Source organism: Micromonospora sp. FIMYZ51 (assembly GCF_038246755.1).
Classification (GTDB): domain Bacteria; phylum Actinomycetota; class Actinomycetes; order Mycobacteriales; family Micromonosporaceae; genus Micromonospora.
In genome coordinates this window covers 6,689,856-6,715,052 of the sequence record NZ_CP134706.1, presented here as the reverse complement: position 1 = coordinate 6,715,052, position 25,197 = coordinate 6,689,856, and the positions used below count along the sequence as shown (strand labels likewise).

Below are 25,197 nucleotides of genomic sequence, written 5' to 3'. Positions count from 1 at the left end.
GCCGGTCAGGCGGAGCGGAGCAACGTGCTGGCCACGGCCCGTGCCGTCGCGGTCCACGGGGCCGGCCGCAGGGTGGCCGGATCGAGCCGCACCACGGCCCGTCGGCCCTCGGCGTACGCGGTGGTGCCGTCGAGCGAGTGGAACCGGAAGGCGTACCCGGCGCTGCTGGTGCCCAGGTGCTCCAGCCAGAAGTGCACGGCGACCGGCCCGGTGCCGGTGATCGGTGCCCGGTAGGTGATGGTGAACTCGCGGACCGCGTGGAAGACGTCGGGCGTGGTGGCGGCTCCGTTGCGGTAGGCCACCCCCCGCTCCGACCAGTACGCGGTGAGCGCCCGCTCCAGCAGCACCGCGTACCGGGCGTTGTGCAGGAGCCCCATGGCGTCGAGATCGTCGAAGTGGACCATGGCGTGCTCGACGTGGCCGTACTCGACGGCGGCGGGTTCGGCGAGGGCGTGACTCATGACGGGCCTTCCGGTAGCAGGTTCGGATCCGGGCAGAGTGCCCGCAGCCGGTGCAGCACGCCGTGCCGGGCGAGCCGGTAGGTGCTGTCCGGGTCCAACATCCGGGAGCGCATCGCGGCAGCGATCCCGAATGAGTCGATCTCGTACGCGAGCAGCGCCGGGTCGGTGTGGGCGGGCAGCTCACCGATCTCGATCGCCTGCTCGACGAGCCGTTCCAGGAAACCGGCCCAGCCGGCGAAGACCTCGACCAGGCGATCCCGGACCGCGCCCGGTCGGGCGTTGAACTCGAACTCGGTGGTGGCGAAGAAGCAGCCACCGGGGAGGACCTGGGTGGCGTAGAAGTCGATCCGGGCCTCGTGCAGCGCCCGGATCCGGCGTACCCCTCGGGGTGCGCGCAGCGCCGGGTCGATGATCCGTTCCTGCCACTGCGCCACGGCCCGGTCGATGGTGGCGAGCTGGAGCGCCTCCTTGGAGCGCCAGTGCGCGAAGAGGCCGGACTTGCTCACGCCGAGGGAGTCGGCGAGGTGCCCGAGGGAGAGCCCGTCGAGACCCTCGCTGGAGGCCAGACTCACGGCGGCATCCAGTACGGCGGTGCGGGTGCGCGCACCGCGGGCGAGTCGGCCGTCGCTGGTCATGCCGCGACCCTACTAAAAAAGACCGACCGTTCGTTCTTATTGTTTGGGTGATGCTGGTCACGAGGGTGTCGAACGTGAGGCGTCCCGCCACCGATGGCCGGTGGCGGGACGCCAAGGTGGCACTCCTCAGGCGACGATCGTGTCCAGGGCGATCTCCACCATCTGGCTGAAGGTCTGCTCCCGCTCCTGGGAGGTCGTCTTCGCGCCGGTCTTGATGTGGTCGCTGACCGTCAACAGGGTCAGCGCGCGGGCCTTGAACCGGGCAGCGATGGTGTAGAGCGCGGCCGACTCCATCTCCACCGCCAACACCCCGTAGTCGGCCAGCCGGTCGTAAAGGTCCGGCCGGTCGGTGTAGAAGGCGTCCGCGGCCAGGATCGGCCCCACCCGCATCGCGATGCCGCGCCGCTCGGCCACCTCCACCGAGGTACGCAGCAGCCCGAAATCGGCGACCGGGGCATAGTCGATCAGCCCGTCGAAGCGCACCCGGTTCATGTTCGAGTCGGTGGACGATCCACTCGCCGCGATCACGTCCCGCAGTTGCAGGTCCTCGGTCAGCGCCCCGCACGAGCCGACCCGGATCAGCGACGTCACGCCGTACTCGTTTACCAGCTCGTGCGCGTAGATCGAGGCGGAGGGCATGCCCATCCCGGAGCCCTGCACGGAGACCTCGACCCCGTTCCAACGGCCGGTGAAGCCCAGCATCCCCCGGACCGTCGAGTAGCAGTTCGCGCCCTCGAGGTAGGTCTCCGCGATCCACTTGGCCCGCAGGGGGTCACCCGGCATCAGGACCCGCTCGGCGATCTCGCCCGGCTTCGCGCCGATGTGCGTACTCATGGCAGAGATCCTGCCAGGCCGACCCGGCCGGGACCGGTTCGGCGTCCGAACGGGTGGTCCTGTACCCTCGTCGGCGGTGGCGTGTCCGAGCGGCCTAAGGAGCACGCCTCGAAAGCGTGTGAGGGTTTACGCCCTCCGAGGGTTCAAATCCCTCCGCCACCGCTCGTAGGGCGAGAAGGCCCGGCTGGTCCGTAAGGACCGGCCGGGTCTTCTTCCATTCCGCGCCAGTTCTGGCGAAAGGCCGCTCTCGACCTTTCTGCCACGCTTGGGGGAGGTTGCCGGAATCAGGTTCTCGCAGGGTTCCTTCCCGAGCACGCAGAGAAGCGGCGGGGCGTCAATCTTTCCGCCTCTGTAGCATCTTGCCGAAGGCGACGCCGGGGCAAAGGATGGTGCTTGTGGTTGCGACCGAGGTGGACGTAGGCATCGTGATCGCCCTTCGCGAGGAAATGACCTACTTTGCGGCCGAGTTGGGCGTCGACCTCCGTCCCTCCACCGATTCAGAAACCGGCGACATCTACTACCGCTTCGAAGTGCCGTCGGCGGGTGGCCTGGCTGCCTGTGTGGCGGTCGTAACGGGCGATATGGGTCCGACCCACTCGGCCCTCCAGACGGGTAAACTGCTGGCGCTCTTCAGGCCGCGGATAATTGTCTCCATCGGCATTGCCGGTGCGCTCGCCAGCGACCTGGAGCTTGGCGACGTGGTGGTGGCGACAACGGTGGACCACTACATCGAAAGTGCCAAGGCCGGGGATGTCGCGGGCAGCGTGGACCTGCACTTCGCAGGGGAAGTGTACCGGTGCAACCGGCTCTTGATAAACGCAGCCAGGAACCTCTCATACACCCATCCTGGACTCGTTTCGAAGTGGGCGGAGCACGCAGCCTCTACGCTTCCGAACGGCACCCGGCCGCCAACGGTGCATGACGGCCCGATCGCGTCGGCGCCGGTGGTCGTGGCATCCTTGACCTTCACCGCGTCACTCGTGCGACGGAATCGCAAGTACCTCGCCGTCGAGATGGAGAGCGCGGGAATCCTGGCAGCTGTCGAAGAAACCGGTGCCACCACGAGAGCCCTGGTGATCCGAGGAATCTCCGATCGGGCCGACCCGGCCAAGTCGACGCTGGATGTGCAGTCCGGGGGACGTTACCGGCAAGCAGCAATGCGCAACGCGACGAGCTATCTTCTCGCACTGATAAAAGGTCCGCTGGGAGATAGGCCGGCTGCCCGAAGGCAGGATTCCGATCCCGGTAGACCGATGCTTGGCGGCGCGGCGCTGGTGGGGAGAGAGAACGAGCTGGCTCGTCTCGTCGACGCCCTCGCCCCAGGAAGCGAGGTGCGGATCGTCACGGTCACGGGGGAGGGCGGCATCGGCAAGACCAGACTTGCCAAAGAGTACGTCAACCAGGTGCCGCCAAAGGCTTTTGACAACGTCGTGTGGGTCGATCTCGGTTCGACCTTCACCGTCGAGGACGTGGTCGGTGAGATCAGTCGCGCCTCTGGCATCGAGGGCTCGACTGTGCGGGACTCCGCAGATCTTGTCAAGATTCTCTCCAGTCGCCGCGACCTCGTTGTGCTGGACAACTTCGAGTCGGTCGCCAGCCGCGCGCACCTCATTTCCATACTATTAATGGAATGCCCACGGCTGAAATTTCTGATCACCTCCCGCGAGCGCCTCAATCTGCCCGGAGAGCAGGTGATGCAGCTACCGCCGTTGGCGCACCGGGCAAGTAGCACCAGTTCGCCGGCGGTGATGCTGTTCCTGGCCGGTGCCAAACGAATAGCACCCGGACGCGAGTGGAACAAAGACGAGCTACTTGCGGTATCCGAGATCTGCTCACTTGTCGACTGCATTCCGCTGGCGATCGAGATCGTGGCTTCGCACATCGACAACTTCACCGTCCACGACATACTCAACCTGCTGCGCGATCCGAGCGCTGCGGCACACTTCCTCAGCGAGAAGAGCCGCCCGAATGCTGCGACTCAGCGAGGTGCCCTGGAAAGCACATTCGAATCCAGCTGCCGACTCCTCGATCCCTCGCAGCTGCGTATGTTGGAGGAGATAAGCCACTTTTCTGGCGGCGCGACGCTGGACGCTCTTGCCGGGGTCGTGCCCCATGCAGAAGGTGCAGTCGGCATCACCGAGGGCGTTCGCGTGTTGATGGACCGCAGCCTGGTCAGGGCCGACACATCCGGCACGACGACTCGCTACTATCTCCTCGCACCACTGCGTCAGTACGTGTTGTCGAAGCTGGCAACCCGACCTTACAGCGCCCGGGTCCGCTCCGCGCATGCGGAATTCTTCCTGGAAACTGCCGCCTCGTTGCGCGACCCGCTCTACGGTTCGCAGCAGCATATCCTGCTGGACGAGGCAGAGGCTGACGTATGGAATCACGTAGCCGCCCACAAGTGGGCTGTCGAAAACGGAAAACTCGCGGCGGCCATGCGCGTGGTCTCGGGTTTGAGCAGACTGTGGTTCGTGCGCAATCACGTGCGTACCGGCGAATCGCTGGCCAACGAACTGGATCCGGACGCCCCGCAGATCGATGCCCCGACGCTAGCCGACTGGCTGATCACCAGGGCGTTGCTGGCGTGGTTGCGGGGTCGATCACGAGCTGCGGACGACATGCTTCAGGCTGCCGAAGGCATCGCGGCTTCGGCGGGCAAACCCCACCTGGCAGCAAACGCCGCAAGCAACCTCGGCCTGGTTGCCCTCTTTCAAGGCAATCGCGCGGAGGCTCGGAGCCACTACACCCGCGGCCAACAAATCGCTGCGGCCACCGACGATCGCTGGAATCTCGCCATCTGCAAGTCAGGTCTGGGCGGCGTCAGTCACGCCGAGGGAGACTTCGATTCGGCTCTCGATCTCTACATGGACGGACTCGACCTGTTCCGGAACACCGGAGACTCGTGGAGCCTCGGGCGCATTCTTCGACGTCTCATGGACGTCGGAGTCGACCTCAATGATCAGCACCTGGTCCTTTCGACCGCCTCGGAGGCGGCAGCTCTGGCGGATCTACTCAAGGATGCCCATGCGCCCGCCGAGATCGATCGGGTGCTTGCCCGAAACGCGACGCGGTTGGGCATGACCTCGGAAGGCATCGCTCGCTACTTACGAAGTGCAGCAGTTTACGTACGCTTGGGACGCCACCGATCGGCCGCCAAGAACCTCAACGACGTCACGGCTCTGCTACTTCAGACCGGGCAGATCCATGCGGCCGGGCGTGCTCGCGGGGTAGTTCACCAGATCCTCACAGACCACGAGCGTCGTGACCTGACCGAGGAGCTTGGGGAACCGTCAACGACTCGTGATCGGGTAGCTTTTGCGGTCGGGTTCGACGCTGGCTTCAGGGGTTCTCCGCATTCCGAGATAGCAGGTCTGCTGGAGGCGATCGGTTCGGGCGGTTCCCCTGACTAGGGCGCCCCGAAACAGGTGTTGGACCCCGCATGCCGGTCGGTCGTCCGGCTGAAGAGGAGAAACCAAGCATGGCGCCTCAGTTTGACGAGTACGGAGCCCTGAAGGCGGAACAGCTCGAGAGGATCAAGCAACGTGACTCGTTCCTGAACCTCAACATAATCGCTATCGGTATCATCAGCACCCTGGCGGTGCAGGTGCAAGGACCAGGGCAGAGATGGTTACTGCTGCCATGGGTCACGTTTATTCTCGGCTGGGCGTACCTGATCAATGACGACAAGGTTTCCGCAATAGGGGCGCACCTCAGGTCGGCCATGAACCGAGGCGAGGCTCAGCTCGAATGGGAAGAGTCCGAAAAGGGCTTCCTCTCGGCTGCCAGGCGTCAGGTCGGCGAAGTCGCGGTGTTCCTTACTTCGTTCGTGTTTCCGGCAGTGCCCGCCTTGGGCCTGTTCCTCGCAGATATTCCACAAGGCAGCCTCGGGGCTCTGCTGCTACTGGTGGCAGCCGCAGAACTGATTCTGATGCTTTGGTTGACCGCCACATTCCTCAGGTCCATAGTGCTACGACGTCGGGCGCGGCGGGCCGCCTAGCGAGACGTCGCGCCCGACGGTGGAGGCGGGGCCAGCTGCGAGATCAGGACCGACTGGTTACCCGTGATCTCGGTTGCTGAGGTCAGGCTCAGGTGCGCCGACTCCAGTAGGTCCCGCATCTCGCTGAGGGGGCGCAGTCCTCCGCCGCCAAAGAGCAGCAGCATCTGTAGATTCATCAGCCGCTCGTAACCGGTGTCATTCACCGAGCTGGCAATGCGCTCAATCGTGATCAGGCGGGCATCTCCGGTCATCGCGGCAGCGCAGGAGTGCAGAACTTTCCCAGCTTCGGCGTCGGGCCAGTCGCAGAGGACCGACTTGAGTACGTAGACGTCTGCTCCGGCCGGTACCGAATGCCGCATGTCTCCACCGACGACGGTGATGCGGTCCACCAGGTCGGCCGGGAGGAGCCGTTTGGCATCCTCGGTCACCTCGGGGAGATCGTACAGAACGCCGTGGACCTGTGGGTTCGCCCGGAGCAGCTGTACGAGAAACGAGCCGTATCCTCCGCCCACGTCCACGACGGTTCGGGCATCGGCCAGCTCCAGGCTCCGAGCCCCAGCGGCATCGGATTTTTGCGAGACCCGTGCGATGTAGGTGCTGAAAGCTGCGCGGAGTTCGTCGTCCTCGCGTAGCGACTCGTAGAACGGGCGGCCATTCGCCAACTCAAAGGCAGGCTTTCCGGAACGGATGCTCTCGTCAAACCTCGTCCAGGCGTTCCAGACCTGGCTACTACCGTAGTACCGGGCACGCGCCGCCTCAGCGGAAAGCGAGTCGGAGCTTAGTAGTGCGGAGGCTGGCGTGTTGATGTAGCGACCGTCCGTATGTCTGGCGAAGATGCCGATACCCTCCAGAGCGTCGAGCAGCGTCCGCAGTGGACGGCTGGGAATATTTGTCTCGGCAGCCATGGCCTCGATGGTGTCGACGCCCGATTCGACAAGGTCAGGAATGCGTAGCCGCGAAATCAGGTAGATTGCCTGCTCGGCGCAATGGCTGAGCATCAGCTGGCTCAGCCATTGCTGCGTCAAATGGTCGGGCGAAGGTCGACGGGGGTCGTCCACAAAAGCCTCCAACTTGCCGCATATGGCTGATTGACCGGCTATGTAGCAGTATTCCTGTTGTGGTGGGCTGCTCGCCGATAATCCCATCCGTGGCCCAGCCAGCGCAAGGGTGGGCCACGGCGGCAGACCTTGGCCAGAGCAGGAATCAGTTGGCCACCGTGCGTCGCTCCGCTCGGGACCACGTTCTGCGCTCCCGATGGCTGCTCAGTGCCGTGAGTACTTGAAGAACAGCCCCTCGTCACCACGGATGATGGAGTCGAGATTCATTTTATGTGGCGGAGTCTCCGGGCCCGCTGTAAGACCTGTGCTTCCACCCACCAGCCGCGTTGAGACGGTGATGCAGTATTCGTCGATCGCATCCTCGGCGATCAGTTGACCGAGCATATTCGGTCCGCCCTCGCACAGGACCCGATTCAGATCGGAGTCGGCAAGCGCTTGGAGCACCCTTCGCGGGTCGGCGCTCTCCCGGCCAGAAATTGTGATTTTGGCGCCTGCTGCCGCAAGCCTGTCGAGGTGTTCCGGCGGCGCGGCGTCCGTGGTAAAAATCAGTGGCGGGACCGAGGTGTCCTTGAGCAGTCGGGACTCCGGATCTATGTCGGCCCGGGCGGTCACGACGGCGATGGGTGGCACCGGCTGCTGGCCGCGCTCGCGCCGGACCTTCTGAACGGCCTTCGGTATTCGAGCCCCGCGGTAGTCTTCCATCCGCGCAGTCGCTGCGCCGACAAGTATCACGTCGGCAAGACCGCGTAGCAGTTTGAACAAGGTAAGGTCGTCTGGTGAGCTGAGCCCGCCGGACAATCCATCAACAGTTGTTATGCCGTTTATGCTGGTGACCAGGTTCGTTCTCACATAAGGTGCGGATTCGGTGATGGGGTAGGCGTACACCTCTGCTAGTTCGGCAGGTGTCATCTGGGCGAGATGCTTGTCGTTCGCTGGGGGGTAAAGTCTGATCATCTCGCTAACCTCTTGACGCTTTGCACAACTAGCACGCTTGACTTCCAGTCGGTATCCATGCCCGGGTCCTCGCGCGGTATGGCACGGTCGGGTCCGTGCCTGGCGTGCTGTCGTACCTTATTTTCCTGCCGGGACAAAGATTGCGGGGTCGTCGGTCTCGCGAGTCGTCCCATACTACTCGGGATGGTATCGCTGCTGTTCCTGGTGTCGTTCGCCTATGCCCACCCGCGCCTGCTTTCCCATCGCGGCCAGCCGCTGGCACCCTGCGGGCGCGCCTACCCGGTCAGCAGGGGGCGTGGCCGTCGAGGAAGAGGCGGCGGGCCCAGCTGGCGTAACCAGCGATGATCTTGCGGACCGTGTGGCCGTCGTGCAGGAAGAGGTAGGCGCGGTCACCGTCGCGGGCGAGCAGGCCGTCGAACCGGTACGTCCCGTGGGGAGCGCGCAGGTTACGCATCCTCGGATATCTGCCCCGGACTTCGGCGACCGGTGTGCCGGCGGTGACGCCCTCCGGGGTCTGGACCGGGTCGCCAGCCCAGAGCAGCACCAGCCGACCCTCGATGAAGATCGGGCTGATCATGTCGTGTCCGGCCAGGGTGGGACCGCAGGCGTCGACGTCCGTACGCAGGATGCCGCGCCGGGTCAGCTCGCTCTCGGTGTCACCGAAGTCCACGTCGGCGACACCGTCCAGGCCGACCACGGTGACCGACGCGACGGGCTCGTGGACGGCGATGCGGTCCGGTGTCATGGGTCCGCTGCCCGATGCCGAGGCAGCCAGTAGCAGTACGGCGATGAAGCCGAATTGTCGCAATTTCATCTAATCCCCCAGTCCCCAACGTGACGGGGGCGAAGAGGTTATTGCCGGGCCTCCCATTCGTCGGCCAACTCGTCCCAGTAGTCGGCGCTGAGCCCGCGCCGCCCGTGCGCGAGCCACCCGTCGGTGCTCCGCTCGACGTGCAGGCCCAGCTCGGCGAAGGGATCGATCCACCGGCCCGGCTCCGCGCCCAGCTCGACCAGGGCGGCGTTTATCGGCCAGTCGGCACGCGGCCCGTCGAGTGCCGCGTCGAAGCGCGGTCCCCAGGCCAGCGCCCCGCCCAGCCAGACCACCGCTGCCTGACGTCCGGCACCACCGGCGAACTCCGCCTCGACGTACGCCACCGGCCCGCGCTGCGACCAGCGCGCCAGCACGTCGGTGAGGGCGGGGGAGAGGGTGAGCGTGAAGGGCTGCTCCGGGCCGGGCTCGTCGAGCGCGTAGTCGGGCGGACTGCCGGTCAGCTCCGTCACCAGCTGCGGCGTCACCGGCAGCAGGGCGAAATCCTGCCGCAGCTCGCCGAGGACGGCATGATCCAGCTCGCGGGTCTCCTCGCGGAGCAACTCGGCGTCCGCGACGATCGCGCTGAGCTGGTAACTCACTCCGCGTCCACAGCCTGTGGATAGAACATGTGTACGACGGTGGTCAGCTGTTGTTGATCCCGGCGACGAACGCCCGCCAGGCCGCCGGGGCAAACGCCAGCACCGGCCCGGTCGGGTCCTTCGAATCGCGTACGCCGACCACGTCGGGCAGGTTGCCGGCGACCTCGACGCAGTTGCCACCGTTGCCGCTGCTGCGGCTGCTCTTGCGCCATTGGGCGTCGTTCAGTTCCTGGATCTCGTTCAGCTCCATGACTCCGCCACTTCCCTGATCAGGTCCACCGACTGCCAGTGCGACAGCGTCTCGCCGCGCACGTTCTCCCCTGCGGCAAGTATCGCCGCGATCTCGGCCGGTTCACTAACCACCTGCCCCTGGAGTTGGTTGTCCAGGTAGCCCGCGATCCGGTTGTCGCTGCCGGTGGCGAGCACGAACGGGCCGTTCAGCCCAGCGTATGCGCCCACTGTGGACGGCACCACCTGTACCCGAACGAGCGGCTCGGAGCAGGCATCGGCGAGGGCGCGCAGTTGTTCGCGCATGACGGCCGGGCCGTCGACCGGGCGGCGGAGCACCGACTCGTCCAGGACGGCGGTGAGCAGCGGTGGAGGTTTATCCTCCTTTGACCCGGCGGTCATACGTCGGGGGCCGCCGTCGGGCGAGTACTCACGGCGGCCCCCATCCACTACCGAGGACTGTCGAGCTGACCGCACAGCCCGCTCGCCGCGCGTACGGATCGGGGTGAACCTGGTGTCGAACCAGCGGTCGTATTCCGGGCGGACGAACCGCCGTCGCCAGGAGCATCCGCCGTCCCGCCCGACGTGGCGCTGCCGGAACTGCGGGGCCGCGTGGCCGTGCAGCGCCGCCAAGCTGCGACTGCTCGGGCCGTACCGGGAGGACCGGACCGCCCTGCTGCTCCACCTCGCGGCGTTGTACGCAGAGGCCGCCGCGCAACTCGGTGACGGCCCGTCGCCGGAGGGGCTGTACGACCGCTTCGTGTCCTGGGCGCGTGTCCGGGGATGAGGAGGCTGCCCGCGTACTGTCGAGGGTGCCGGACCGGCTCGCGGAGAGTGCCCTGGGTGGTGGCACGACCGGGGGCCGCTCGGCGTAGCCGGCGGCCCCCGTCCCCGTTGTCGTTCGATGAAGCTCTCAGCCTGCGACGGCCGCTGGTTGCGGTGGTTGCTCGCCCGGGCGGGCGGCGAGCACCGTGGCGGCGGCGACCACGAGCCCGGCGATACTCAGCCCGAGGACCAGCCAGGACGGGCCGAAGGGGTAGTACTCGCCCGGGTTGAAGGCGCTGTGCACGGTAAGCGCGGGCGCGTCGTCGGCGCTACCGTCGCGGAACACCCGCATGACGTTGCCGTAGAGCGCGACCGCCGGCAGCGCCAGCGCCAGCAGTGCGAGCCCCCAGAGCCCGGCGGCGGTCACCCGCCGTCCGGGCGGTGCCGCCACCAGCCGGTACGCGACGGCCGCCGCGATCAGCCAGCCGACCACCAGCCCGACGGCCGTGCCGACGACGACCAGGGGCAGGAACGCGGCGGTACGCGTCGGCCCGCCGAAGACCGAGACGAAGCCCTCGGAGTAGCCCCGGACGTTGACGAGCAGGCCCTCCGACTCGACTGTGAACTGCGCTCCACTCAACGTGGTCTCGGTGGTGGTCCCGTCCTCGTGGCCGGTGACGCTCTTGCCGGAGACTGGTGTGAACCCGGAAACCGACCAGCCATCGGCGGCGAACCGCTGCCGAGTCTGCTCGGCGTCCCAACCGCCGACGCCATAAGCGGTCGAATGGATGCTGTCCGCATGCCACGGGGAGGCACTGCGATGCGGTGGCGTGCCGCCGCGCTCATCGCCGGCCTGCTGCATGATCCGGGCCATGGCGGCGTCGTCGGGCAGGTCGGCGAAGGTCTGGGCGCCCAGCCAGGAGCCGGCGGCGGCACCGAAGCCGCCCATGGTCAGCGCGGTGAGCAGCGCGGCGAGGGCCAGCATCGGTCGGCCGGCGGGCAGCCGGAATCGCAGCCGCAGGCCGCTGGCGACCAGGTGCAGGGCGTCGCCGATGCGGGGGTGGCGCTGCCCCGGTGCCGCCATCTCCAGCAGCGTGGTCACCAACTCGGTGCCGTGCCGGTGCCGGTGTCGGCGTGGATAGGCGAACAGCAGCCGCCGGTAGCCGCGCTCCAGCCGGCCATCGGCGGTCGGCCAGTCGGCGCTGCTGCCGTCGGCCGCCGAGGCCGCCGACCAGGCGGCGGTCATCCGGTCACCAGGCCGGGGCTCAGGGTGTTCGCCCGGCTCAGGGTGTTCGCCCGGCTCGGGGTGTTCGCCCGGCTCGGGGTGTTCGCCCGGCTCGGGGTGTTCGCCCGGCTCGGGGTGTTCGCCCGGCTCGGGGTGTTCGCCCGGCTCGGGGTGTTCGCCCGGCTCGGGGTGTTCGCCCGGCTCAGGAGGGTCGCCGAGCCGAAGCTGAGGGCGTCGCCGAGGCGCTTGCCCAGTTGGATCTCGGCGGCGGTGGCGTGCCGGCGCAGCCGCTCGATCTGCGCCTTCAGTGCGGCGGCGCCGGGATCGCTGAGCCGGTAGTAGCGGCGCAGCCGGCCCTCGACGGCCTCCTCCCGGTCGACGGTGACCAGGCCCTGCTCGGTTAGCCGGTCAAGGGCCCCGTAGAGGGTCCCCGGCCGCAGCTTGACCTCGCCTCCGGAGAGTTCGTCGACCGCTCGGATGACCCCGTAGCCGTGCAGAGGCTGCGCGGCCAGCGCGGTGAGGATCAGAAAGGTGGGCTCCTGCATGGGAACCTATAGTACGGTGACCGTTATATACCGTCAACCGATCATGCTTGATCGTGCCGCTCTGCCGGATGCTGCTGACGGGAGCGACGGGTGCGGAAACCAGATCGTGAGCGCTTCGGAGTGGCGCGGGCGGACTGTTGGTCACCGCTTGCGCTAGCATTGCTATCAGATTGGCGTCAAGCTGAAGGAGGCGAGGCGATGGCTGCCCTCAGCATCCGGGATCTGGACGACTCGGTGAAAGACAAGCTCCGCCTCCGCGCGGCTCGGCACGGTCGCTCGATGGAGGCTGAGATCAGGGCCATCCTGACCACCGCCGTGGCCGAGGACGCGCCGCGAGCAGATCTCTTCAGTGCGCTCACCGAGCGGTTCCAGCAACTCGGCGGTGTAGATCTGGATGTACCAGAGCGGAACACCCCGCCGCGAGCGGCGGATCTGGCCGAATGATCGTCCTCGACACGAACGTCGTCTCCGAGCTCATGCGCGCTGAGCCAGCTCACGCAGTGCTCAAATGGCTGCGGGCGAACTCGGATAACGGCCTCTACACCACGGCCGTCACTGTCGCGGAGATCCGCTATGGCATCGCCCGCCTGCCCGAAGGACGACGCCGGGAGTCGTTGCACCAAGCGGCCAACGAGATCTTCGCTGCCTTCCCGCGTCAGGTGCTCCCCTTCGACATCGCCGCGGCCAACGCCTATGCCGACATCGTCGCCGCGCGCGATGACGCCGGTCATCCGATCGACGGCTTCGACGCGCAGATCGCCGCCATCTGTCGGTCCCAGGCGGCCACCCTTGCGACCCGCAACCTGAAGGATTTCACCAACACCGGCATCCCGGTCGTGGATCCCTGGGACGAGTTGCCTGGCTGAGGAGACTCAGCGGGTGTCTGCGTACCGTCCAGCCGCAGAGAACGAGTCAGGGCCGGTCCCCCATGGGGCCGGCCCTGTCGTGTTCCAGCTCTCAAGCGAGCGGAGGATACGAGATTCGAACTCGTGAGGGTGTGAACCCAACACGCTTTCCAAGCGTGCGCCCTAGGCCTCTAGGCGAATCCTCCGCGAGCCAGGATACAGGTTGCCGCCGCCACGCCCACCCCACCACCCCCTGAAGATCCACGAGGGGTCGGGTAGGCTGGGGGCACCTCCCGTGCGGCGGTATCTCGTGAACCTCCCCAGGGCCGGAAGGCAGCAAGGATAAGCGAGCTCTGCCGGGTGCACGGGGGGCCTTTCTGTCTCCGGCGGTCACCGGCCCACCCTCGGTGCTCCAGTTGCGGCGGGTCGGAGCTTCCGGGCGGCAGGGTTGGTGGCACGACATGCCGCGACCCGAGTGGATCGAGCAGCGGATGGCTGCTGCCGGCTGCGGGTGTTAATAGGGGGCCCTTCCTCTACACCAGGCGTTAATAAGGTGCCCTTCCTTACATCCCCCCAGCGGGGTGGGTGGTCAGGTGGAGCCTGACCGGGCGAGAATGGCGCGGTTGAGAGGAGGCGGGACGCCGTGGCACTGGCGCTCTACCGCAAGTACCGGCCGCGTACCTTCGCCGAGGTCATCGGGCAGGAGCACGTCACCGAGCCGCTGTCGCAGGCGCTGCGCAGCGGGCGGCTCAACCACGCGTACCTCTTCTCCGGGCCGCGTGGCTGCGGCAAGACCTCAAGCGCCCGCATCCTGGCCCGCTCGCTCAACTGCGAGCACGGGCCCACCCCGGAGCCCTGCGGCACCTGCGACTCGTGTCGTTCACTGAGCGGCGACGGGGCTGGCTCGATCGACGTCATCGAGATCGACGCGGCCAGCCACGGTGGCGTGGACGACGCCCGTGAGCTGCGCGAGAAGGCGTTCTTCGCGCCGGCCAACAGCCGCTTCAAGATCTACGTCATCGACGAGGCGCACATGGTCTCGTCGGCCGGCTTCAACGCCCTGCTCAAGCTGGTCGAGGAGCCGCCGGAGTACGTCAAGTTCATCTTCGCCACCACCGAGCCGGAGAAGGTCCTCGGCACCATCAAGTCGCGGACCCACCACTATCCGTTCCGGCTGATCCCGCCGAAGGTGCTGCGGCCCTATCTGGAGCAGCTCTGCCAGGCCGAGGGGGTGCAGGTCGAGCCGGCGGTGTTTCCGCTCGTCGTGCGCGCCGGTGGTGGCAGCGCCCGGGACAGTCTCTCGGTACTCGACCAGCTCATCGCCGGTGCCGGCCCGGACGGCGTCAGCTACGCCCGGGCCGCCGCGCTGCTCGGCGTCACCGACGCGGCGCTTATCGACGAGATGTGCGATGCGCTGGCCGCCGGGGACGGTGCCGCCGCGTACGTCACCGTCGATCGGGTGGCCGAGGCCGGGCACGACCCCCGCCGGTTCGCCTCCGACCTGCTGGAACGCCTGCGCGACCTGATCGTGCTCCAGCAGGTGCCGGACGCCGTGACCAAGGGCCTGATCGACGGGCCGGCCGATCAGATCGAGCGGATGACCGCTCAGGCCGAGCGGCTCGGCCCGGGCACCCTGTCCCGTTGCGCCGACATCGTGCACGACGGCCTGGTGGAGATGCGCGGCACCACCGCGCCCCGGCTGCTGCTTGAGCTGATCTGTGCCCGGATGCTGCTGCCCGGTGTCGACGACTCCACCGGTGGCCTGCTTCAGCGTCTCGAACGGATGGAACGCCGGCTCACCCTCGCCGGCACCGACGCGCCGCCGGCCGCCGCCGACTCCGCGCCGCCCACCACCGCCCCGGCCGTACGCACCCAGCCTGCCGCCCCGCCCGCGGCTGCCGCCGCGAGTCCGGCCGCGACCGCCGGCGAGCCGGCGGCTCCCGGTGCCCGGTCCGGGGCGGCTGCCGCGCGTGCCGCTGCTGCGAGTGCCGCTGCCCGAGGGTGACTGCGACCAGCCCCGCGACGACCCGAGGAGTGACTGCGACCGGACCCGCCGCCCAGTCCGGGGCGGCTGCGAACGGTGGCGGTCAGGGCGTGGTCGGTGGGTCGGCAGGTGCCCCGGGCGGCGTGCCGACTGCTGGCCCGGCCGGTGCGTCGGCAGGTGCCCCGGGCGGGGCGCAGGCGCCGCGTCGTCCGGTGCCGCCGTCGGCGGTCATGCCCGATCCGGCCACTCCGGAGCCGCCCCGGCCGGGCGCGGCGAAACCCGGTGCGCTCGACGCCGCTGCGGTACGCCGGATCTGGCCCGAGGTGGTCGGCAAGGTCGGTCGGAAGAGCAAAAAGGTGGCCGCCTGGGCCCGCGAGGCCGTGGTGCGCGAGGTCGACGGCCAGACACTGGTGTTGACCTTCCGCTACCCGTTCCACGCGCAGGCCCTCTCGAACGAACCCGACCTGCTGATCGAGTCGCTCTACGAGGAGTTGGGCGAACGTTGGCAGATCCGGTGCGAGGTGGCCGGCGAGCGCGGTGGGTCGCCGTCCGGCGCTTCCCGTGCCGGGGCAGGGTCTGGTCCGGTGCCGGTCCGTCCGGCGTCGACCGCGTCGAATGGTGACCGGTCCGGCGCGCCCCGGCAGCCCGACGGCCCGTCCGGAGCGGACCGGCAGGCGGGGGGAGCTGCCGCGGCGGCGTCCGGTGGTTCGGCGTCGGCGGACGACGACGAGGGCTGGCCGGAACCGGCCCGGCCCGGTGGTTCGGCTACGGCGCAGGACGGTGCGGACTGGCCGGAAGCGGCGCGGCCCGGCGGTGCGGGTTCGGCCGAGGAGAGCGGGGACTGGCCGGAGCCGGCCCGGCCCGGTGGTTCCAGCACGGCCGGTGACACGGGTGGCGGTTCGTCGGCGACGTCTCACCCGGGCAACTCCCCGGCCTCCTCCGGCACCGCGACATCGTCCGGCACCGCAACATCGTCCGGCACCGCGACATCGTCCGGCACCGCACCGGCGTCGGCTGCCGCACCCGCCGGGGCGGGCGGCCAGCGGGTGCGAACTGGGCCGCTTACCGGGGCCCCGGCAGGCGGCCCGCCGCTCGGCGGGTCGGCGACGTCCGCTCCGCCACGGTCCGGCGCGGCCAGCAACGGCGCTGCCGGCGGCCATCCTGGCGGTGCAGGCAGCAACGGCGGCAACGGGAGCACCGCAGGTGGTCACGGTCGCAGCGCGGGCGCGCCGGTGAGCAGCGCGATCGCGGCGGCCCGGGCGGCGGCGGCCGGCCGGGGTGCGCGTACCGGCCAGGGCGCCCGCCGGACGGCGGACTCCGAATTCGCCGGCGAGCCGCCGTACGATCCGGATTTCGACGGCCCGGTGCGCGGCGGTGCTGGCCGCCCCGGCGGTGCGGCACCGGCGGCCACGCCGACCTACGAGGGCTTCGATCCCGGCGACGAGCCGCTGGACGAGATCATCGACGAGAAGACCGCCCGCGAGTCGAGTGAGGAGCAGGCGGTACGCCTGCTCCGCGCGGCCTTCGCCACCACCGAGAAGATCAGCGAACCCTGACCGGCTCACCGCGCGCCGATCTTGCATTTTGTGCCGGGGTAAATGCCTCAGCTGGGGCGAATCGGCGACCGAAGGTGCGAGATCGGCAGGGTGCGAGGCGTGGTGCGGGAACCGGGGCGCGGGGTGCCGGGGTGGGGGTGGTGAGGGCCGTTAGGGTGGGCGGTGGTTTATGTAGCCGGAGCGAGGGAGTCAGCGTGCGGCCTGGTGGACAGCCGAACATGCAGCAGATGCTGAAGCAGGCGCAGAAGATGCAGCAGCAGATCGCCAAGGCGCAGGCCGAGTTGGCCGAGGCCGAGGTGACCGGCACCGCTGGTGGCGGCCTGGTCACCGTGACCGTCTCCGGTTCCGGCGACGTGAAGAGCATCAAGATCGACCCGAAGGCCGTCGACCCGGACGACGTGGAGACGCTTGAGGACCTGGTCATCGCGGCCCTGCACAACGCCACCGAGGCGGCCCGCGAGCTGACCGAGCAGAAGATGGGCCCGGTCGCGGGCGGGATGGGCAGCCTCGGCCTGCCCGGGTTCTGAGTCCACAGATGTACGAGGGTGCCATCCAGGACCTGATCGACGAGCTGGGTCGGCTGCCGGGGGTGGGTCCGAAGAGCGCCCAGCGGATCGCCTTCCACGTGCTCTCCGCCGACCCGGCCGACGTGAACCGGTTGGCCGGTGCGCTGCGCAAGGTCAAGGAGCTGGTGCGGTTCTGCACCAGCTGTTACAACGTCGCCGAGTCCGAGCAGTGCCGGATCTGCCGCGACCCGCGCCGCACCGACGAGGTGCTCTGCGTGGTCGAGGAGCCGAAGGACGTGATCGCGATCGAGCGCACGGGTGAGTTCCGCGGGCGCTACCACGTGCTCGGAGGGGCGATCAATCCGCTGGAGGGCATCGGGCCGGACAATCTGCGGATCCGGGAGCTGCTGGTCCGCCTCGGTGGTGGCGCGGTACGCGAGCTGATCCTGGCCACCGATCCGAACACCGAGGGCGAGGCGACCGCCACCTACCTCGCGTTGATGGTCAAGCCGATGGGCATCGCCGTGACCCGGTTGGCCAGTGGGCTGCCGGTCGGCGGCGACCTGGAGTACGCCGACGAGATCACCCTGGGCAGGGCCTTCGAGGGCCGCCGCGCCGTGTAGCGGAAGTGGGCGGTGGCGTGGCTGTCGACCGCTCCCCGCGGACCGCTGGGTGTGACAGAGGTGCCGCGGGCCCGTCGATACACGTAACAGAATGATATCGATTGGTAGGGGTTATTGGTCCCTTTTGTCCAGGGGTCTGGCCGCTCGTGTTACGTGACCCGGCCGCGAAGGACACGATCCGGTACCAAGAGGTTTGTGTACCGTTTCCGGCTGGTCCTAACGGGAGCTAAGGTCACCGCCATCGGTGACCCTGTCACCACGTTGTCCGTACCCCCAAGGACGAGGTGAAGCACCCATGCGTGCATCCAGGCCGAAGGTCGCTATCGCGGCCGTGGCGGCCGCGGCCCTCGCGGTAGCAGGCTGTGCCGAGAGCGACCGCGAAGGTTCCGGCGGTAGTAGCAACGACACCCTCGTCTTCGGCGTCGCCGGAGACCCGAAGGTGCTCGATCCCAGTTTCGCCAGCGACGGTGAGTCGCTGCGCGTGGCCCGTCAGGTGTTCGAGACGCTGGTCCGCCCCGAGGAGGGTGGCACCAAGGTCAGCCCCGGTCTCGCCGAGTCCTGGGAGCCGGACGCCGCCGGTACGACCTGGACGTTCAAGCTGCGTTCCGGCGTGAAGTTCCACGACGGCACCGACTTCAACGCCGAGGCCGTCTGCACCAACTTCGACCGCTGGTACAACGCCAAGGGCCTGATGCAGAGCCCGGACGTGACCGCGTACTGGCAGGACGTCATGGGTGGCTTCGCTGCCAACGAGAGCGACACCCTGCCGGAGAGCCTCTTCAAGTCCTGCACCGCAACCGACCCGACCACCGTCGCGCTGACCTTCACCCGGGTATCCAGCAAGATCCCGGCCGCGCTGATGCTGCCGTCGTTCTCCATCCACAGCCCCAAGGCGCTCCAGGAGTACGACGCCAGCAACGTCAGCGGTAGTGCGGACGACATCAAGTACCCCGCGTACGCGACCGAGCACCCGACCGGTACCGGTCCGTTCAAGTTCAAGTCCTGGGACGTGCCCAACAAGTCGCTGACCCTGGAGCGCAACGAGGACTACTGGGGCGACAAGGCCAAGCTGAAGACCCTGATCTTCAAGACCATCTCGGACGAGAACGCCCGTAAGCAGGAGCTGCGGTCCGGCGGCATCCAGGGCTACGACCTGGTCGGCCCGGCCGACGTCGAGCCGCTCAAGAGCGAGGGCTTCAACGTCCTGACCCGCCCGGCCTTCAACATCCTCTACCTGGCGATCAACCAGAAGGGGAACCCGAAGCTGGCCGACCTGAAGGTCCGGCAGGCGCTGGCCCACGCGATCAACCGGCAGGCCCTGGTCGACTCGAAGCTGCCCCCGGGTGCCCAGGTCGCGGTGAACTTCTTCCCGGACACCGTCGAGGGCTGGAACGGCGACGTCACCAAGTACGAGTACGACGTCAACAAGGCCAAGGCGCTGCTGGCCGAGGCGGGTGCGGCGAACCTGACCCTGCGGTTCCACTACCCGACCGAGGTCACCCGGCCGTACATGCCGAACCCGAAGGACCTGTTCGAGCTGGTCTCGGCGGACCTCCAGGCGGTCGGCATCAAGATCGAGGCGATCCCGCTGAAGTGGAGCCCGGACTACCTCAACGCCACCACCTCCGGAAACAAGCACGACCTGCACTTCCTCGGGTGGACCGGCGACTACGGCGACGGCTACAACTTCATCGGTACGTTCTTCGACCGGCAGAAGGACGAGTGGGGCTTCAACAACGCCGCCCTGTTCGAGAAGTTCAAGCAGGCGGACTCCACTGCGGACCCGGCGGCCCGGGTGGCGCTCTACAAGGAGCTCAACGCCGACATCATGAACTTCCTGCCCGGTGTGCCGATCTCGCACTCGCCGCCGGCAATCGTGTTCGGCAAGGACGTGACCGGGGTCAAGGCGAGCCCGCTCACCGACGAGCGGTTCTCCACCGCCGAGTTCAAGTCCTGATCTGACGCACCGACCGCGGGCGGGCGCTGTTACCCACAGCGCCCGCCCGCGATCCCCTGCACACCCTCGAGGCCGCCGTGATCCGGTTCATCGTCAGACGCCTGCTCCAGCTGATACCCACGCTGTTCGGGCTCTCCATCCTGTTGTTCATCTGGCTCCGCCGGCTGCCCGGCGGCCCCGAGACCGCGATCCTCGGTGAGCGGGGTACGCCCGAGATGCGGGCCGAGATCCGCCAGAATCTCGGCCTCGACGAGCCGATTCTGATCCAGTACGGCCGGTTCGTCCGGCGGATGATCCGGCTCGACCTGGGCACCTCGATCTCGACCAAGCGCGAGGTGACCACCGAGTTCCTCCAGCGCTTCCCCGGCACCGTAGAGCTGACGATCACCGCGATGGTGATCGCGATCGGCATCGGCATCCCGCTGGGTTACCTCGCCGCCCGCCGTCGCGGCCGGCTGCTGGATCACCTCTCGGTCGGCGGTTCGCTTATCGGCATCTGCATCCCGGTCTTCTTCCTGGCGTACATCCTCAAGGCGATCTTCTCGGAGAACCTGGGCTGGTTCCCGTCCAGCGGCCGGCAGGATCCGACAATCGGCGCCACCCGGATCACCAACTTCTTCGTCCTGGACGGACTGATGACCCGGGAGTGGGACGCCGCCGCCGATGCCCTCTGGCATCTCGTCCTACCCGGTCTGGCGCTGGCCAGCATCCCGTTGGCGATCATCGTGCGGATCACCCGGGCCAGCGTGCTGGAGGTGCTCAACGAGGACTTCGTCCGGACCGCCGAGGCCAAGGGCCTGACCGAGAACGTGGTCCGTCGCCGGCACGTGCTGCGTAACGCGATGCTCCCGGTGGCGACCTCGATCGGTCTGCTCACCGGCGGTCTGCTCTCCGGCGCGGTGCTCACCGAAACCGTCTTCGCGTTCAGCGGCATCGGCGCCTTCCTCGCCGACTCCATCAGTCAGCGCGACTATCCGGTCCTGATGGGCTTCATCATGATCATCGCGGTGGTCTACGTGCTGGTGAACCTGATCGTGGACCTCTCCTACAGCCTGATCGACCCGAGGGTGAGGGTCCGATGACGATCATCAGCGGGAAGAAGCGCGAGAAGATCGACCGTCTCGCCGAACTCGCCGCCCGCGACGAGGAGCGCGGCGTCAGCCTCTGGCAGGACGCCTTCCGCCGGCTCCGGCGCAACCCGGCGGCCATCGTCGGCGCGGTGATCCTGTCCATCTTCGTACTGGTCGCCATCGTCGGACCGTTCCTCGTGCCGTACGGACCGACGGACACCATGGGCATCCGCGAGGGCGTCGTCAAGGTAGGCCAGGGTCTGATCCCGGGCCACTCCGCCGAACACTGGCTCGGTTACGACCACCAGGGCCGGGACGTCTTCAGCCGGATGATCGTCGGAGCCCGGCAGACCCTGCTGGTCGGCGTGGTGGCCACCATGATCGGTTTGGCGATCGGCGCGTTGATCGGTGGCTTGGCCGGTGCCGCCGCCGGTCTCGGCGGCCGGTGGGGCCGCTGGGTGGACAGCACCCTGATGCGCTTCATCGACATGCTGCTGGCGATGCCGAGCCTGCTGCTCGCGGTAAGCATCGCCGCGTTGCTCGGGCCAAGCCTGATCACCGTGATGATCGCCGTCGGTATGGTCTCGGTGCCGGTCTTCGCCCGGCTGCTGCGCGGCTCGATGATCGCCCAGTCCAACAGCGACTACGTGCTGGCGGCCACCTCGCTCGGCGTACGCAAGTCGAAGATCGCGCTGGCGCACGTGCTGCCGAACTCGCTCGCCCCGGTCATCGTGCAGGCCACGCTGACGCTGGCCACCGCGATCATCGAGGCCGCCGCGCTGTCGTACCTCGGTCTGGGTAACCCCGACTCGGCCGTACCGGAGTGGGGGGTGATGTTGGCCGACGCGCAACCGTGGCTCGGCATCCGACCCGCGCTGGCCATCTACCCCGCGGTCGCGATCATCATCACCGCACTGGGCTTCACGCTGCTCGGCGAGGCGATGCGGGAAGCTCTCGACCCGAAGCTGCGGAAGTAGGCGCCAACATGTGTGAAGCGCAAGGAGTACGCCTGCGAGCCCGGCAGTCGCGAACGGAGGGTCGGTAATGGCACTGCTCGAAGTGGACGACCTCTCCGTCACCTTCGCCCGGCGCGGTCAGCGCACCGTGCGCGCGGTCGACGGGGTGTCGTTCTCGGTGGACGCCGGTGAGGTGGTCGGCCTGGTCGGCGAGTCCGGCTGCGGCAAGTCGGTGACCTCGCTGGCCATCATGGGGCTGCTGCCGAAGCAGCCCGGCCTGCGGGTGGCCGGCAAGGCGCTGTTCGACGGCACCGACCTGCTCCAACTCGACGACCGGGCGCGGCGGGACATCCGGGGCCGGGACGTCGCGATGATCTTCCAGGACCCGTTGTCGTCGCTCAACCCGGTGGTCCCGATCGGCCTCCAGGTGACCGAGGTGCTGACCCGGCACCGGGGCATGAAGGGCGACGCGGCGGCGAAGGAGGCGGCCCGACTGCTCGACCGGGTCGGTATTCCCGACCCGAAGCGCCGGCTCAAGGAGTACCCGCACCAGCTCTCCGGTGGGATGCGCCAGCGCGCCCTGATCGCCATGGCGGTGGCCTGCCAGCCCCGACTGCTGATCGCCGACGAACCGACCACGGCGTTGGACGTCACCATCCAGGCGCAGATCCTGGAACTGTTGAAGGACCTGGTCCGGGACTCCGGCACCGCGCTCGTGATGATCACGCACGACCTGGGCGTGGTGGCCGGGATGTGCGACTCGATCAACGTGCTCTACGGCGGCCGGGTGGTCGAGACGGCACGGCGGCGCCCGCTGTTCCGCGAGCCGAGGCACCCGTACACCGTCGGGTTGCTCGGCTCGGTGCCGCGCCTGGACACCGGGCGCGGTGAGCCGCTCACCCCCATCCCCGGCTCGGTGCGGGACCTGCTGCCCTGGCCGGACGGCTGTGCCTTCGCGCCGCGTTGCACCCGCCGGGTGGACGCCTGCGTGGGCGAGCCGCCGCAACTGGTGCTCGCCCACGACGGTCGCAGCTACCGCTGCGTCAACCCGGCTCCCATACCCGGCCTGCGGCCCGGCGAGGAGATCCGGGAGACCGTGGCGGGACGGGCCGAGCCGGGCACCGTGCCCGCGCAGGCGGTTCCCGACGATCCGCCGGCCGTGCCGGGCCTGGCCCCCGCCCCCAGCGAGGAGGAGACGCCGTGACCGAGAACGACGTCCTCGTCGAGGTACGCGATCTGAAGGTGCACTTCCCGATCAAGCGGGGCGTGTTGTTCGACCGTACGGTCGGCCACGTCAAGGCGGTCGACGGCGTGGACCTGAAGATTCCCCGCGGCAAGACGTACGGCCTGGTGGGCGAGTCGGGCTGCGGCAAGTCCACGTTCGGACGGGCGCTGCTCCAACTCACCCCGCCCACCACGGGTGCGGTGAGCTTCGACGGAGTCGAGCTGACCACGCTGCCGGCCGGCAAGCTGCGCGCGATGCGCAGGCGGATGCAGATGATCTTCCAGGATCCGATGTCCAGCCTCGACCCGCGGCAGAACGTCGAGTCGATCCTCACCGAGGGCCTGCACACGCACGGCATCGGCGGCAACCGGGACGAACGCCGGAAGATCATCGCCGAGACGCTGGACAAGGTCGGCCTGCCCCGCTGGGCGCTCTCCCGCTATCCGCACGAGTTCTCCGGCGGCCAGCGACAGCGCATCGGCATCGCCCGTGCGCTGGTGCTCGGGCCGGAGCTGATCGTCGCCGACGAACCGGTCTCCGCCCTGGACGTGTCGATCCAGGCCCAGGTGATCAATCTGCTCGACGAGCTCCAGCAGAATCTCGGCCTGACCTACCTGGTGATCGCGCACGACCTGGCGGTGGTCCGGCACATCTCCGACACCGTCGGCGTGATGTACCTGGGCGGCCTGGTCGAGGAGGCGCCGAGCGACCGGCTCTACACCGAGCCGCTGCACCCGTACACCCGGGCGCTGATGTCGGCGGTGCCGGTGCCGGACCCGGACGTGGAGGACCGTCGGGAGCGCATCCTGCTCGCCGGGGATCTGCCCTCGCCGGCCAACCCGCCGGCCGGTTGCCGCTTCCACACCCGGTGTCCGTGGGCGCAGCCGACGCGCTGCGCCGACGAGCGCCCGGCGCTGCGCGAGATCGGCGAGAGCCGGGTCGCCTGCCACTTCGCCGAGCAGATCGCCAGCGGCGAGTTGCGCCCGCACAAGGTGCAGGTGGAAATCGTCCGCCCGGCGGGTGAGGGCGAGGAGCCCGACGTCGTCTCCGCCCCCAGCGAACCCGGCTCCTTCGTGTAAGGAAGGGCCCCCTCTTAACGCCTGCGGTAGAGGAAGGGCCCCCTTTTAACACGTGCAGGACGGTACAGGGCTGAGCGCCCTGCGCATCTGCGGCGCAGGAACGCTCAGCCCTCGGGACGGTTCAGCAGGCCGACGGCGATGCTGTGCACCGCGTCCAACCCGGCGGCGTCATCCAGCGGCGCGGTGCCGCCGGTGACCGCGTACCACTCGTCGGCGTCCTTGTACTGCACGCGGAGGGTGACCTGGCCGTCGGCGAACTCGGTGCGCAGCGTCAGTTCGCCGGTCACCACCCCGACCTCGTCGGTCATCACCCCGCCCGGCCCCGGCACGATGTCGGTGGTCCGGCTCTGCGGCCCGGTGGCGCCCCCGGCGTCGGCAGTCATCCCGGCGCCCGGCACCTCCACCTCGCCGGCGGGGGCACCGTCCGCGGTCATGCCGGCCGTGGCCGGCCCGACTGGTGGGCTGCCGGCGGCCGGTGCGGCGTCGCTTGCGCCAGCCGCCGGCGTTCCCTCGGACGCCGGAGCGTCGCCGGAGCCGGTTACGGCTTGCTCTCCCATGTGCAGCCCTCCAACATGTCGGTAAGCGTGGCCTTTTCGGCACTGGTCACCGTCAGCTGCCAGTGATGCTTCACGGCCACCCAGTCGCCGGCATACTGGCACCAGTATGACCGGTTTGGTGGTTTCCACTGGGACGGATCCTGGTCACCCTTTGCCCGATTGGAGGAGGCGGAAACCGCGAAGAGCTGCGGCCGGTCCAGGTCGTTGGCGAAATCGCCGCGCTTCGAGTCGTCCCATTCGTCAGCGCCGGAGCGCCAGGCGTTGGCGAGCGGCACCATGTGATCGATATCCACACTGGACGGATCGGTGAAGCTGCGTCCGTCGTAGACGCTCTCCCACCGCCCGCCCACCACGTTGCAGCCGGAGTGCTTGATGTCCTTGCCGTCGCGCTCCAGCACGGTGTCCCGCACATCGCAGTTCTGGCCGGTCTTGCGCCAGTGCGGGAATCGGCTGCGGCTGTAGCCGCGCATGGCGCCGGCTTCGGCCACGGTGAGCTCGGAGAGCATCTGGGTGATGGAGCCGCCGTCGCTGCTGCTCGGCAGTTCCTCCGGCTCCTCCAACGGCACACACCCGGCCGCGCCGAGGGTGAGCGCCGCGACGAGCGCGAGCGCCCCCAGGGCGCGAGGTCCTAATCTGGTACGCACAGACGACACCTCTCCAGCTTGCGGGCTTACGGCGATCCCGCACAGTACCCGGGCGCGGTTTCGGCGTTTCGCGGTGTCTG

The 25,197-nt window shown here is 68.4% G+C and carries 23 protein-coding genes, 2 tRNA genes, 1 other RNA gene and 3 pseudogenes; 15 read left to right on the top strand and 14 right to left on the bottom strand.

The window, feature by feature from the left end; all coding sequences use genetic code 11:
* Positions 1-5: 5 nt before the first annotated feature.
* From QQG74_RS30260 to deoD, 3 genes are all read right to left on the bottom strand, one after another.
* Positions 6-461, bottom strand: a complete 456-nt coding sequence (locus QQG74_RS30260) for a hotdog domain-containing protein (protein ID WP_341718029.1) — start codon at positions 459-461, stop codon at positions 6-8.
* A complete protein-coding gene (locus QQG74_RS30255; RefSeq protein WP_341718028.1) occupies positions 458-1,096 on the bottom strand; it encodes a TetR/AcrR family transcriptional regulator in 639 nt (212 codons plus the stop codon). The genes QQG74_RS30260 and QQG74_RS30255 overlap by 4 nt, the downstream gene beginning before the upstream one ends.
* Positions 1,097-1,222: 126 nt before the next feature.
* A complete protein-coding gene (gene deoD, locus QQG74_RS30250) occupies positions 1,223-1,930 on the bottom strand; it encodes a purine-nucleoside phosphorylase (RefSeq protein ID WP_341718027.1) in 708 nt (235 codons plus the stop codon).
* Between the two features lie 75 nt (positions 1,931-2,005).
* Here deoD and QQG74_RS30245 point away from each other — a divergent pair.
* From QQG74_RS30245 to QQG74_RS30235, 3 genes are all read left to right on the top strand, one after another.
* Positions 2,006-2,092, top strand: a tRNA-Ser gene (locus tag QQG74_RS30245).
* Between the two features lie 233 nt (positions 2,093-2,325).
* A complete protein-coding gene (locus tag QQG74_RS30240) occupies positions 2,326-5,343 on the top strand; it encodes an NB-ARC domain-containing protein (RefSeq protein ID WP_341718026.1) in 3,018 nt (1,005 codons plus the stop codon).
* A gap of 68 nt (positions 5,344-5,411) precedes the next feature.
* Positions 5,412-5,930 (top strand): hypothetical protein, encoded by a 519-nt coding sequence (locus tag QQG74_RS30235; protein WP_341718025.1) that lies wholly within the window; start codon positions 5,412-5,414, stop codon positions 5,928-5,930.
* Here the strand turns inward: QQG74_RS30235 and QQG74_RS30230 are convergent.
* The 6 genes and pseudogenes from QQG74_RS30230 to QQG74_RS30205 form a co-directional block, all read right to left on the bottom strand.
* A complete protein-coding gene (locus tag QQG74_RS30230) occupies positions 5,927-6,988 on the bottom strand; it encodes a methyltransferase (RefSeq protein ID WP_341718024.1) in 1,062 nt (353 codons plus the stop codon). The genes QQG74_RS30235 and QQG74_RS30230 overlap by 4 nt on opposite strands.
* A gap of 204 nt (positions 6,989-7,192) precedes the next feature.
* Entirely contained in the window at positions 7,193-7,942 is a 750-nt protein-coding gene (locus QQG74_RS30225; RefSeq protein ID WP_341718023.1) for a pyrimidine reductase family protein, read from the bottom strand.
* A 283-nt stretch (positions 7,943-8,225) separates the two neighbouring features.
* Positions 8,226-8,756, bottom strand: coding sequence for a hypothetical protein (locus tag QQG74_RS30220; RefSeq protein WP_341718022.1), 531 nt, complete (start codon positions 8,754-8,756; stop codon positions 8,226-8,228).
* Between the two features lie 38 nt (positions 8,757-8,794).
* Positions 8,795-9,352 carry a hypothetical protein gene (locus tag QQG74_RS30215; protein WP_341718021.1) on the bottom strand — a complete coding sequence of 186 codons (558 nt, stop codon included), beginning with the start codon at positions 9,350-9,352 and terminating at the stop codon, positions 8,795-8,797.
* 43 nt (positions 9,353-9,395) lie between these two features.
* Positions 9,396-9,602 carry a DUF397 domain-containing protein gene (locus QQG74_RS30210; RefSeq protein ID WP_341718020.1) on the bottom strand — a complete coding sequence of 69 codons (207 nt, stop codon included), beginning with the start codon at positions 9,600-9,602 and terminating at the stop codon, positions 9,396-9,398.
* A pseudogene (locus QQG74_RS30205) lies at positions 9,593-9,970 on the bottom strand (DUF5753 domain-containing protein); the annotation flags it as partial. The gene QQG74_RS30210 and the pseudogene QQG74_RS30205, both read right to left, overlap by 10 nt.
* A 124-nt stretch (positions 9,971-10,094) precedes the next feature.
* On the opposite strand from QQG74_RS30205, the gene QQG74_RS30200 reads away from it, so the two are divergent.
* Positions 10,095-10,367 carry a flavin reductase gene (locus tag QQG74_RS30200; RefSeq protein ID WP_341718019.1) on the top strand — a complete coding sequence of 91 codons (273 nt, stop codon included), beginning with the start codon at positions 10,095-10,097 and terminating at the stop codon, positions 10,365-10,367.
* A 126-nt stretch (positions 10,368-10,493) separates the two neighbouring features.
* Here QQG74_RS30200 and QQG74_RS30195 read toward each other — a convergent pair whose 3' ends face one another.
* Positions 10,494-11,591, bottom strand: coding sequence for a hypothetical protein (locus QQG74_RS30195; protein WP_341718018.1), 1,098 nt, complete (start codon positions 11,589-11,591; stop codon positions 10,494-10,496).
* A 230-nt stretch (positions 11,592-11,821) separates the two neighbouring features.
* Positions 11,822-12,115, bottom strand: a pseudogene (locus tag QQG74_RS30190) (helix-turn-helix transcriptional regulator); the annotation flags it as partial.
* A 198-nt stretch (positions 12,116-12,313) separates the two neighbouring features.
* On the opposite strand from QQG74_RS30190, the gene QQG74_RS30185 reads away from it, so the two are divergent.
* Both QQG74_RS30185 and QQG74_RS30180 read left to right on the top strand, forming a co-directional pair.
* Positions 12,314-12,559, top strand: coding sequence for an Arc family DNA-binding protein (locus QQG74_RS30185; RefSeq protein ID WP_341718017.1), 246 nt, complete (start codon positions 12,314-12,316; stop codon positions 12,557-12,559).
* The gene (locus tag QQG74_RS30180; protein WP_341718016.1) at positions 12,556-12,981 is read left to right on the top strand and encodes a type II toxin-antitoxin system VapC family toxin; all 426 of its coding nucleotides are present in this window, start codon (positions 12,556-12,558) and stop codon (positions 12,979-12,981) included. The genes QQG74_RS30185 and QQG74_RS30180 overlap by 4 nt, the downstream gene beginning before the upstream one ends.
* 100 nt (positions 12,982-13,081) lie before the next feature.
* Here the strand turns inward: QQG74_RS30180 and QQG74_RS30175 are convergent.
* Positions 13,082-13,166, bottom strand: a tRNA-Ser gene (locus tag QQG74_RS30175).
* Positions 13,167-13,247: 81 nt separating this feature from the next.
* On the opposite strand from QQG74_RS30175, the gene ffs reads away from it, so the two are divergent.
* The 9 genes and pseudogenes from ffs (at position 13,248) to QQG74_RS30130 (ending at position 23,916) form a co-directional block, all read left to right on the top strand.
* An RNA gene (ffs, locus tag QQG74_RS30170) (signal recognition particle sRNA small type) lies at positions 13,248-13,337 on the top strand.
* Between the two features lie 266 nt (positions 13,338-13,603).
* Positions 13,604-16,500: pseudogene (locus QQG74_RS30165) on the top strand (DNA polymerase III subunit gamma and tau).
* Between the two features lie 218 nt (positions 16,501-16,718).
* A complete protein-coding gene (locus QQG74_RS30160; RefSeq protein WP_341718015.1) occupies positions 16,719-17,027 on the top strand; it encodes a YbaB/EbfC family nucleoid-associated protein in 309 nt (102 codons plus the stop codon).
* A gap of 8 nt (positions 17,028-17,035) precedes the next feature.
* A complete protein-coding gene (gene recR, locus QQG74_RS30155; protein WP_341718014.1) occupies positions 17,036-17,629 on the top strand; it encodes a recombination mediator RecR in 594 nt (197 codons plus the stop codon).
* 295 nt (positions 17,630-17,924) lie between these two features.
* Positions 17,925-19,586 carry an ABC transporter substrate-binding protein gene (locus tag QQG74_RS30150; protein ID WP_341718013.1) on the top strand — a complete coding sequence of 554 codons (1,662 nt, stop codon included), beginning with the start codon at positions 17,925-17,927 and terminating at the stop codon, positions 19,584-19,586.
* 77 nt (positions 19,587-19,663) lie between these two features.
* Positions 19,664-20,668 (top strand): ABC transporter permease, encoded by a 1,005-nt coding sequence (locus tag QQG74_RS30145; protein WP_341718012.1) that lies wholly within the window; start codon positions 19,664-19,666, stop codon positions 20,666-20,668.
* A complete protein-coding gene (locus QQG74_RS30140; protein ID WP_341718011.1) occupies positions 20,665-21,633 on the top strand; it encodes an ABC transporter permease in 969 nt (322 codons plus the stop codon). The genes QQG74_RS30145 and QQG74_RS30140 overlap by 4 nt, the downstream gene beginning before the upstream one ends.
* A gap of 67 nt (positions 21,634-21,700) precedes the next feature.
* Positions 21,701-22,816, top strand: coding sequence for an ABC transporter ATP-binding protein (locus tag QQG74_RS30135; protein WP_341718010.1), 1,116 nt, complete (start codon positions 21,701-21,703; stop codon positions 22,814-22,816).
* A complete protein-coding gene (locus QQG74_RS30130) occupies positions 22,813-23,916 on the top strand; it encodes an oligopeptide/dipeptide ABC transporter ATP-binding protein (protein ID WP_341718009.1) in 1,104 nt (367 codons plus the stop codon). Before QQG74_RS30135 ends, QQG74_RS30130 begins: the two co-directional genes overlap by 4 nt.
* A gap of 104 nt (positions 23,917-24,020) precedes the next feature.
* On the opposite strand, the gene QQG74_RS30125 is transcribed toward QQG74_RS30130, so the two are convergent.
* Together QQG74_RS30125 and QQG74_RS30120 are read right to left on the bottom strand one after the other, a co-directional pair.
* On the bottom strand, positions 24,021-24,473 hold the full coding sequence (locus tag QQG74_RS30125; RefSeq protein ID WP_341718008.1) for a hypothetical protein: 453 nt from the start codon (positions 24,471-24,473) through the stop codon (positions 24,021-24,023).
* Positions 24,455-25,117 carry an HNH endonuclease family protein gene (locus QQG74_RS30120; RefSeq protein WP_341718007.1) on the bottom strand — a complete coding sequence of 221 codons (663 nt, stop codon included), beginning with the start codon at positions 25,115-25,117 and terminating at the stop codon, positions 24,455-24,457. Before QQG74_RS30120 ends, QQG74_RS30125 begins: the two co-directional genes overlap by 19 nt.
* Positions 25,118-25,197 lie beyond the last annotated feature (80 nt).

What these genes read in the sequence shown, in the direction of transcription:
- deoD (WP_341718027.1), bottom strand. Translation starts at nt 1,930, where the DNA reads ATGAGTACGCACATCGGCGCGAAGCCGGGCGAGATCGCCGAGCGGGTC.
- QQG74_RS30210 (WP_341718020.1), bottom strand. Translation starts at nt 9,602, where the DNA reads ATGGAGCTGAACGAGATCCAGGAACTGAACGACGCCCAATGGCGCAAG.
- QQG74_RS30260 (WP_341718029.1), bottom strand. Translation starts at nt 461, where the DNA reads ATGAGTCACGCCCTCGCCGAACCCGCCGCCGTCGAGTACGGCCACGTC.
- QQG74_RS30255 (WP_341718028.1), bottom strand. Translation starts at nt 1,096, where the DNA reads ATGACCAGCGACGGCCGACTCGCCCGCGGTGCGCGCACCCGCACCGCC.
- QQG74_RS30180 (WP_341718016.1), top strand. Translation starts at nt 12,556, where the DNA reads ATGATCGTCCTCGACACGAACGTCGTCTCCGAGCTCATGCGCGCTGAG.
- QQG74_RS30220 (WP_341718022.1), bottom strand. Translation starts at nt 8,756, where the DNA reads ATGAAATTGCGACAATTCGGCTTCATCGCCGTACTGCTACTGGCTGCC.
- QQG74_RS30135 (WP_341718010.1), top strand. Translation starts at nt 21,701, where the DNA reads ATGGCACTGCTCGAAGTGGACGACCTCTCCGTCACCTTCGCCCGGCGC.
- recR (WP_341718014.1), top strand. Translation starts at nt 17,036, where the DNA reads ATGTACGAGGGTGCCATCCAGGACCTGATCGACGAGCTGGGTCGGCTG.
- QQG74_RS30225 (WP_341718023.1), bottom strand. Translation starts at nt 7,942, where the DNA reads ATGATCAGACTTTACCCCCCAGCGAACGACAAGCATCTCGCCCAGATG.
- QQG74_RS30125 (WP_341718008.1), bottom strand. Translation starts at nt 24,473, where the DNA reads ATGGGAGAGCAAGCCGTAACCGGCTCCGGCGACGCTCCGGCGTCCGAG.
- QQG74_RS30195 (WP_341718018.1), bottom strand. Translation starts at nt 11,591, where the DNA reads ATGACCGCCGCCTGGTCGGCGGCCTCGGCGGCCGACGGCAGCAGCGCC.
- QQG74_RS30235 (WP_341718025.1), top strand. Translation starts at nt 5,412, where the DNA reads ATGGCGCCTCAGTTTGACGAGTACGGAGCCCTGAAGGCGGAACAGCTC.
- QQG74_RS30140 (WP_341718011.1), top strand. Translation starts at nt 20,665, where the DNA reads ATGACGATCATCAGCGGGAAGAAGCGCGAGAAGATCGACCGTCTCGCC.
- QQG74_RS30150 (WP_341718013.1), top strand. Translation starts at nt 17,925, where the DNA reads ATGCGTGCATCCAGGCCGAAGGTCGCTATCGCGGCCGTGGCGGCCGCG.
- QQG74_RS30160 (WP_341718015.1), top strand. Translation starts at nt 16,719, where the DNA reads ATGCAGCAGATGCTGAAGCAGGCGCAGAAGATGCAGCAGCAGATCGCC.
- QQG74_RS30185 (WP_341718017.1), top strand. Translation starts at nt 12,314, where the DNA reads ATGGCTGCCCTCAGCATCCGGGATCTGGACGACTCGGTGAAAGACAAG.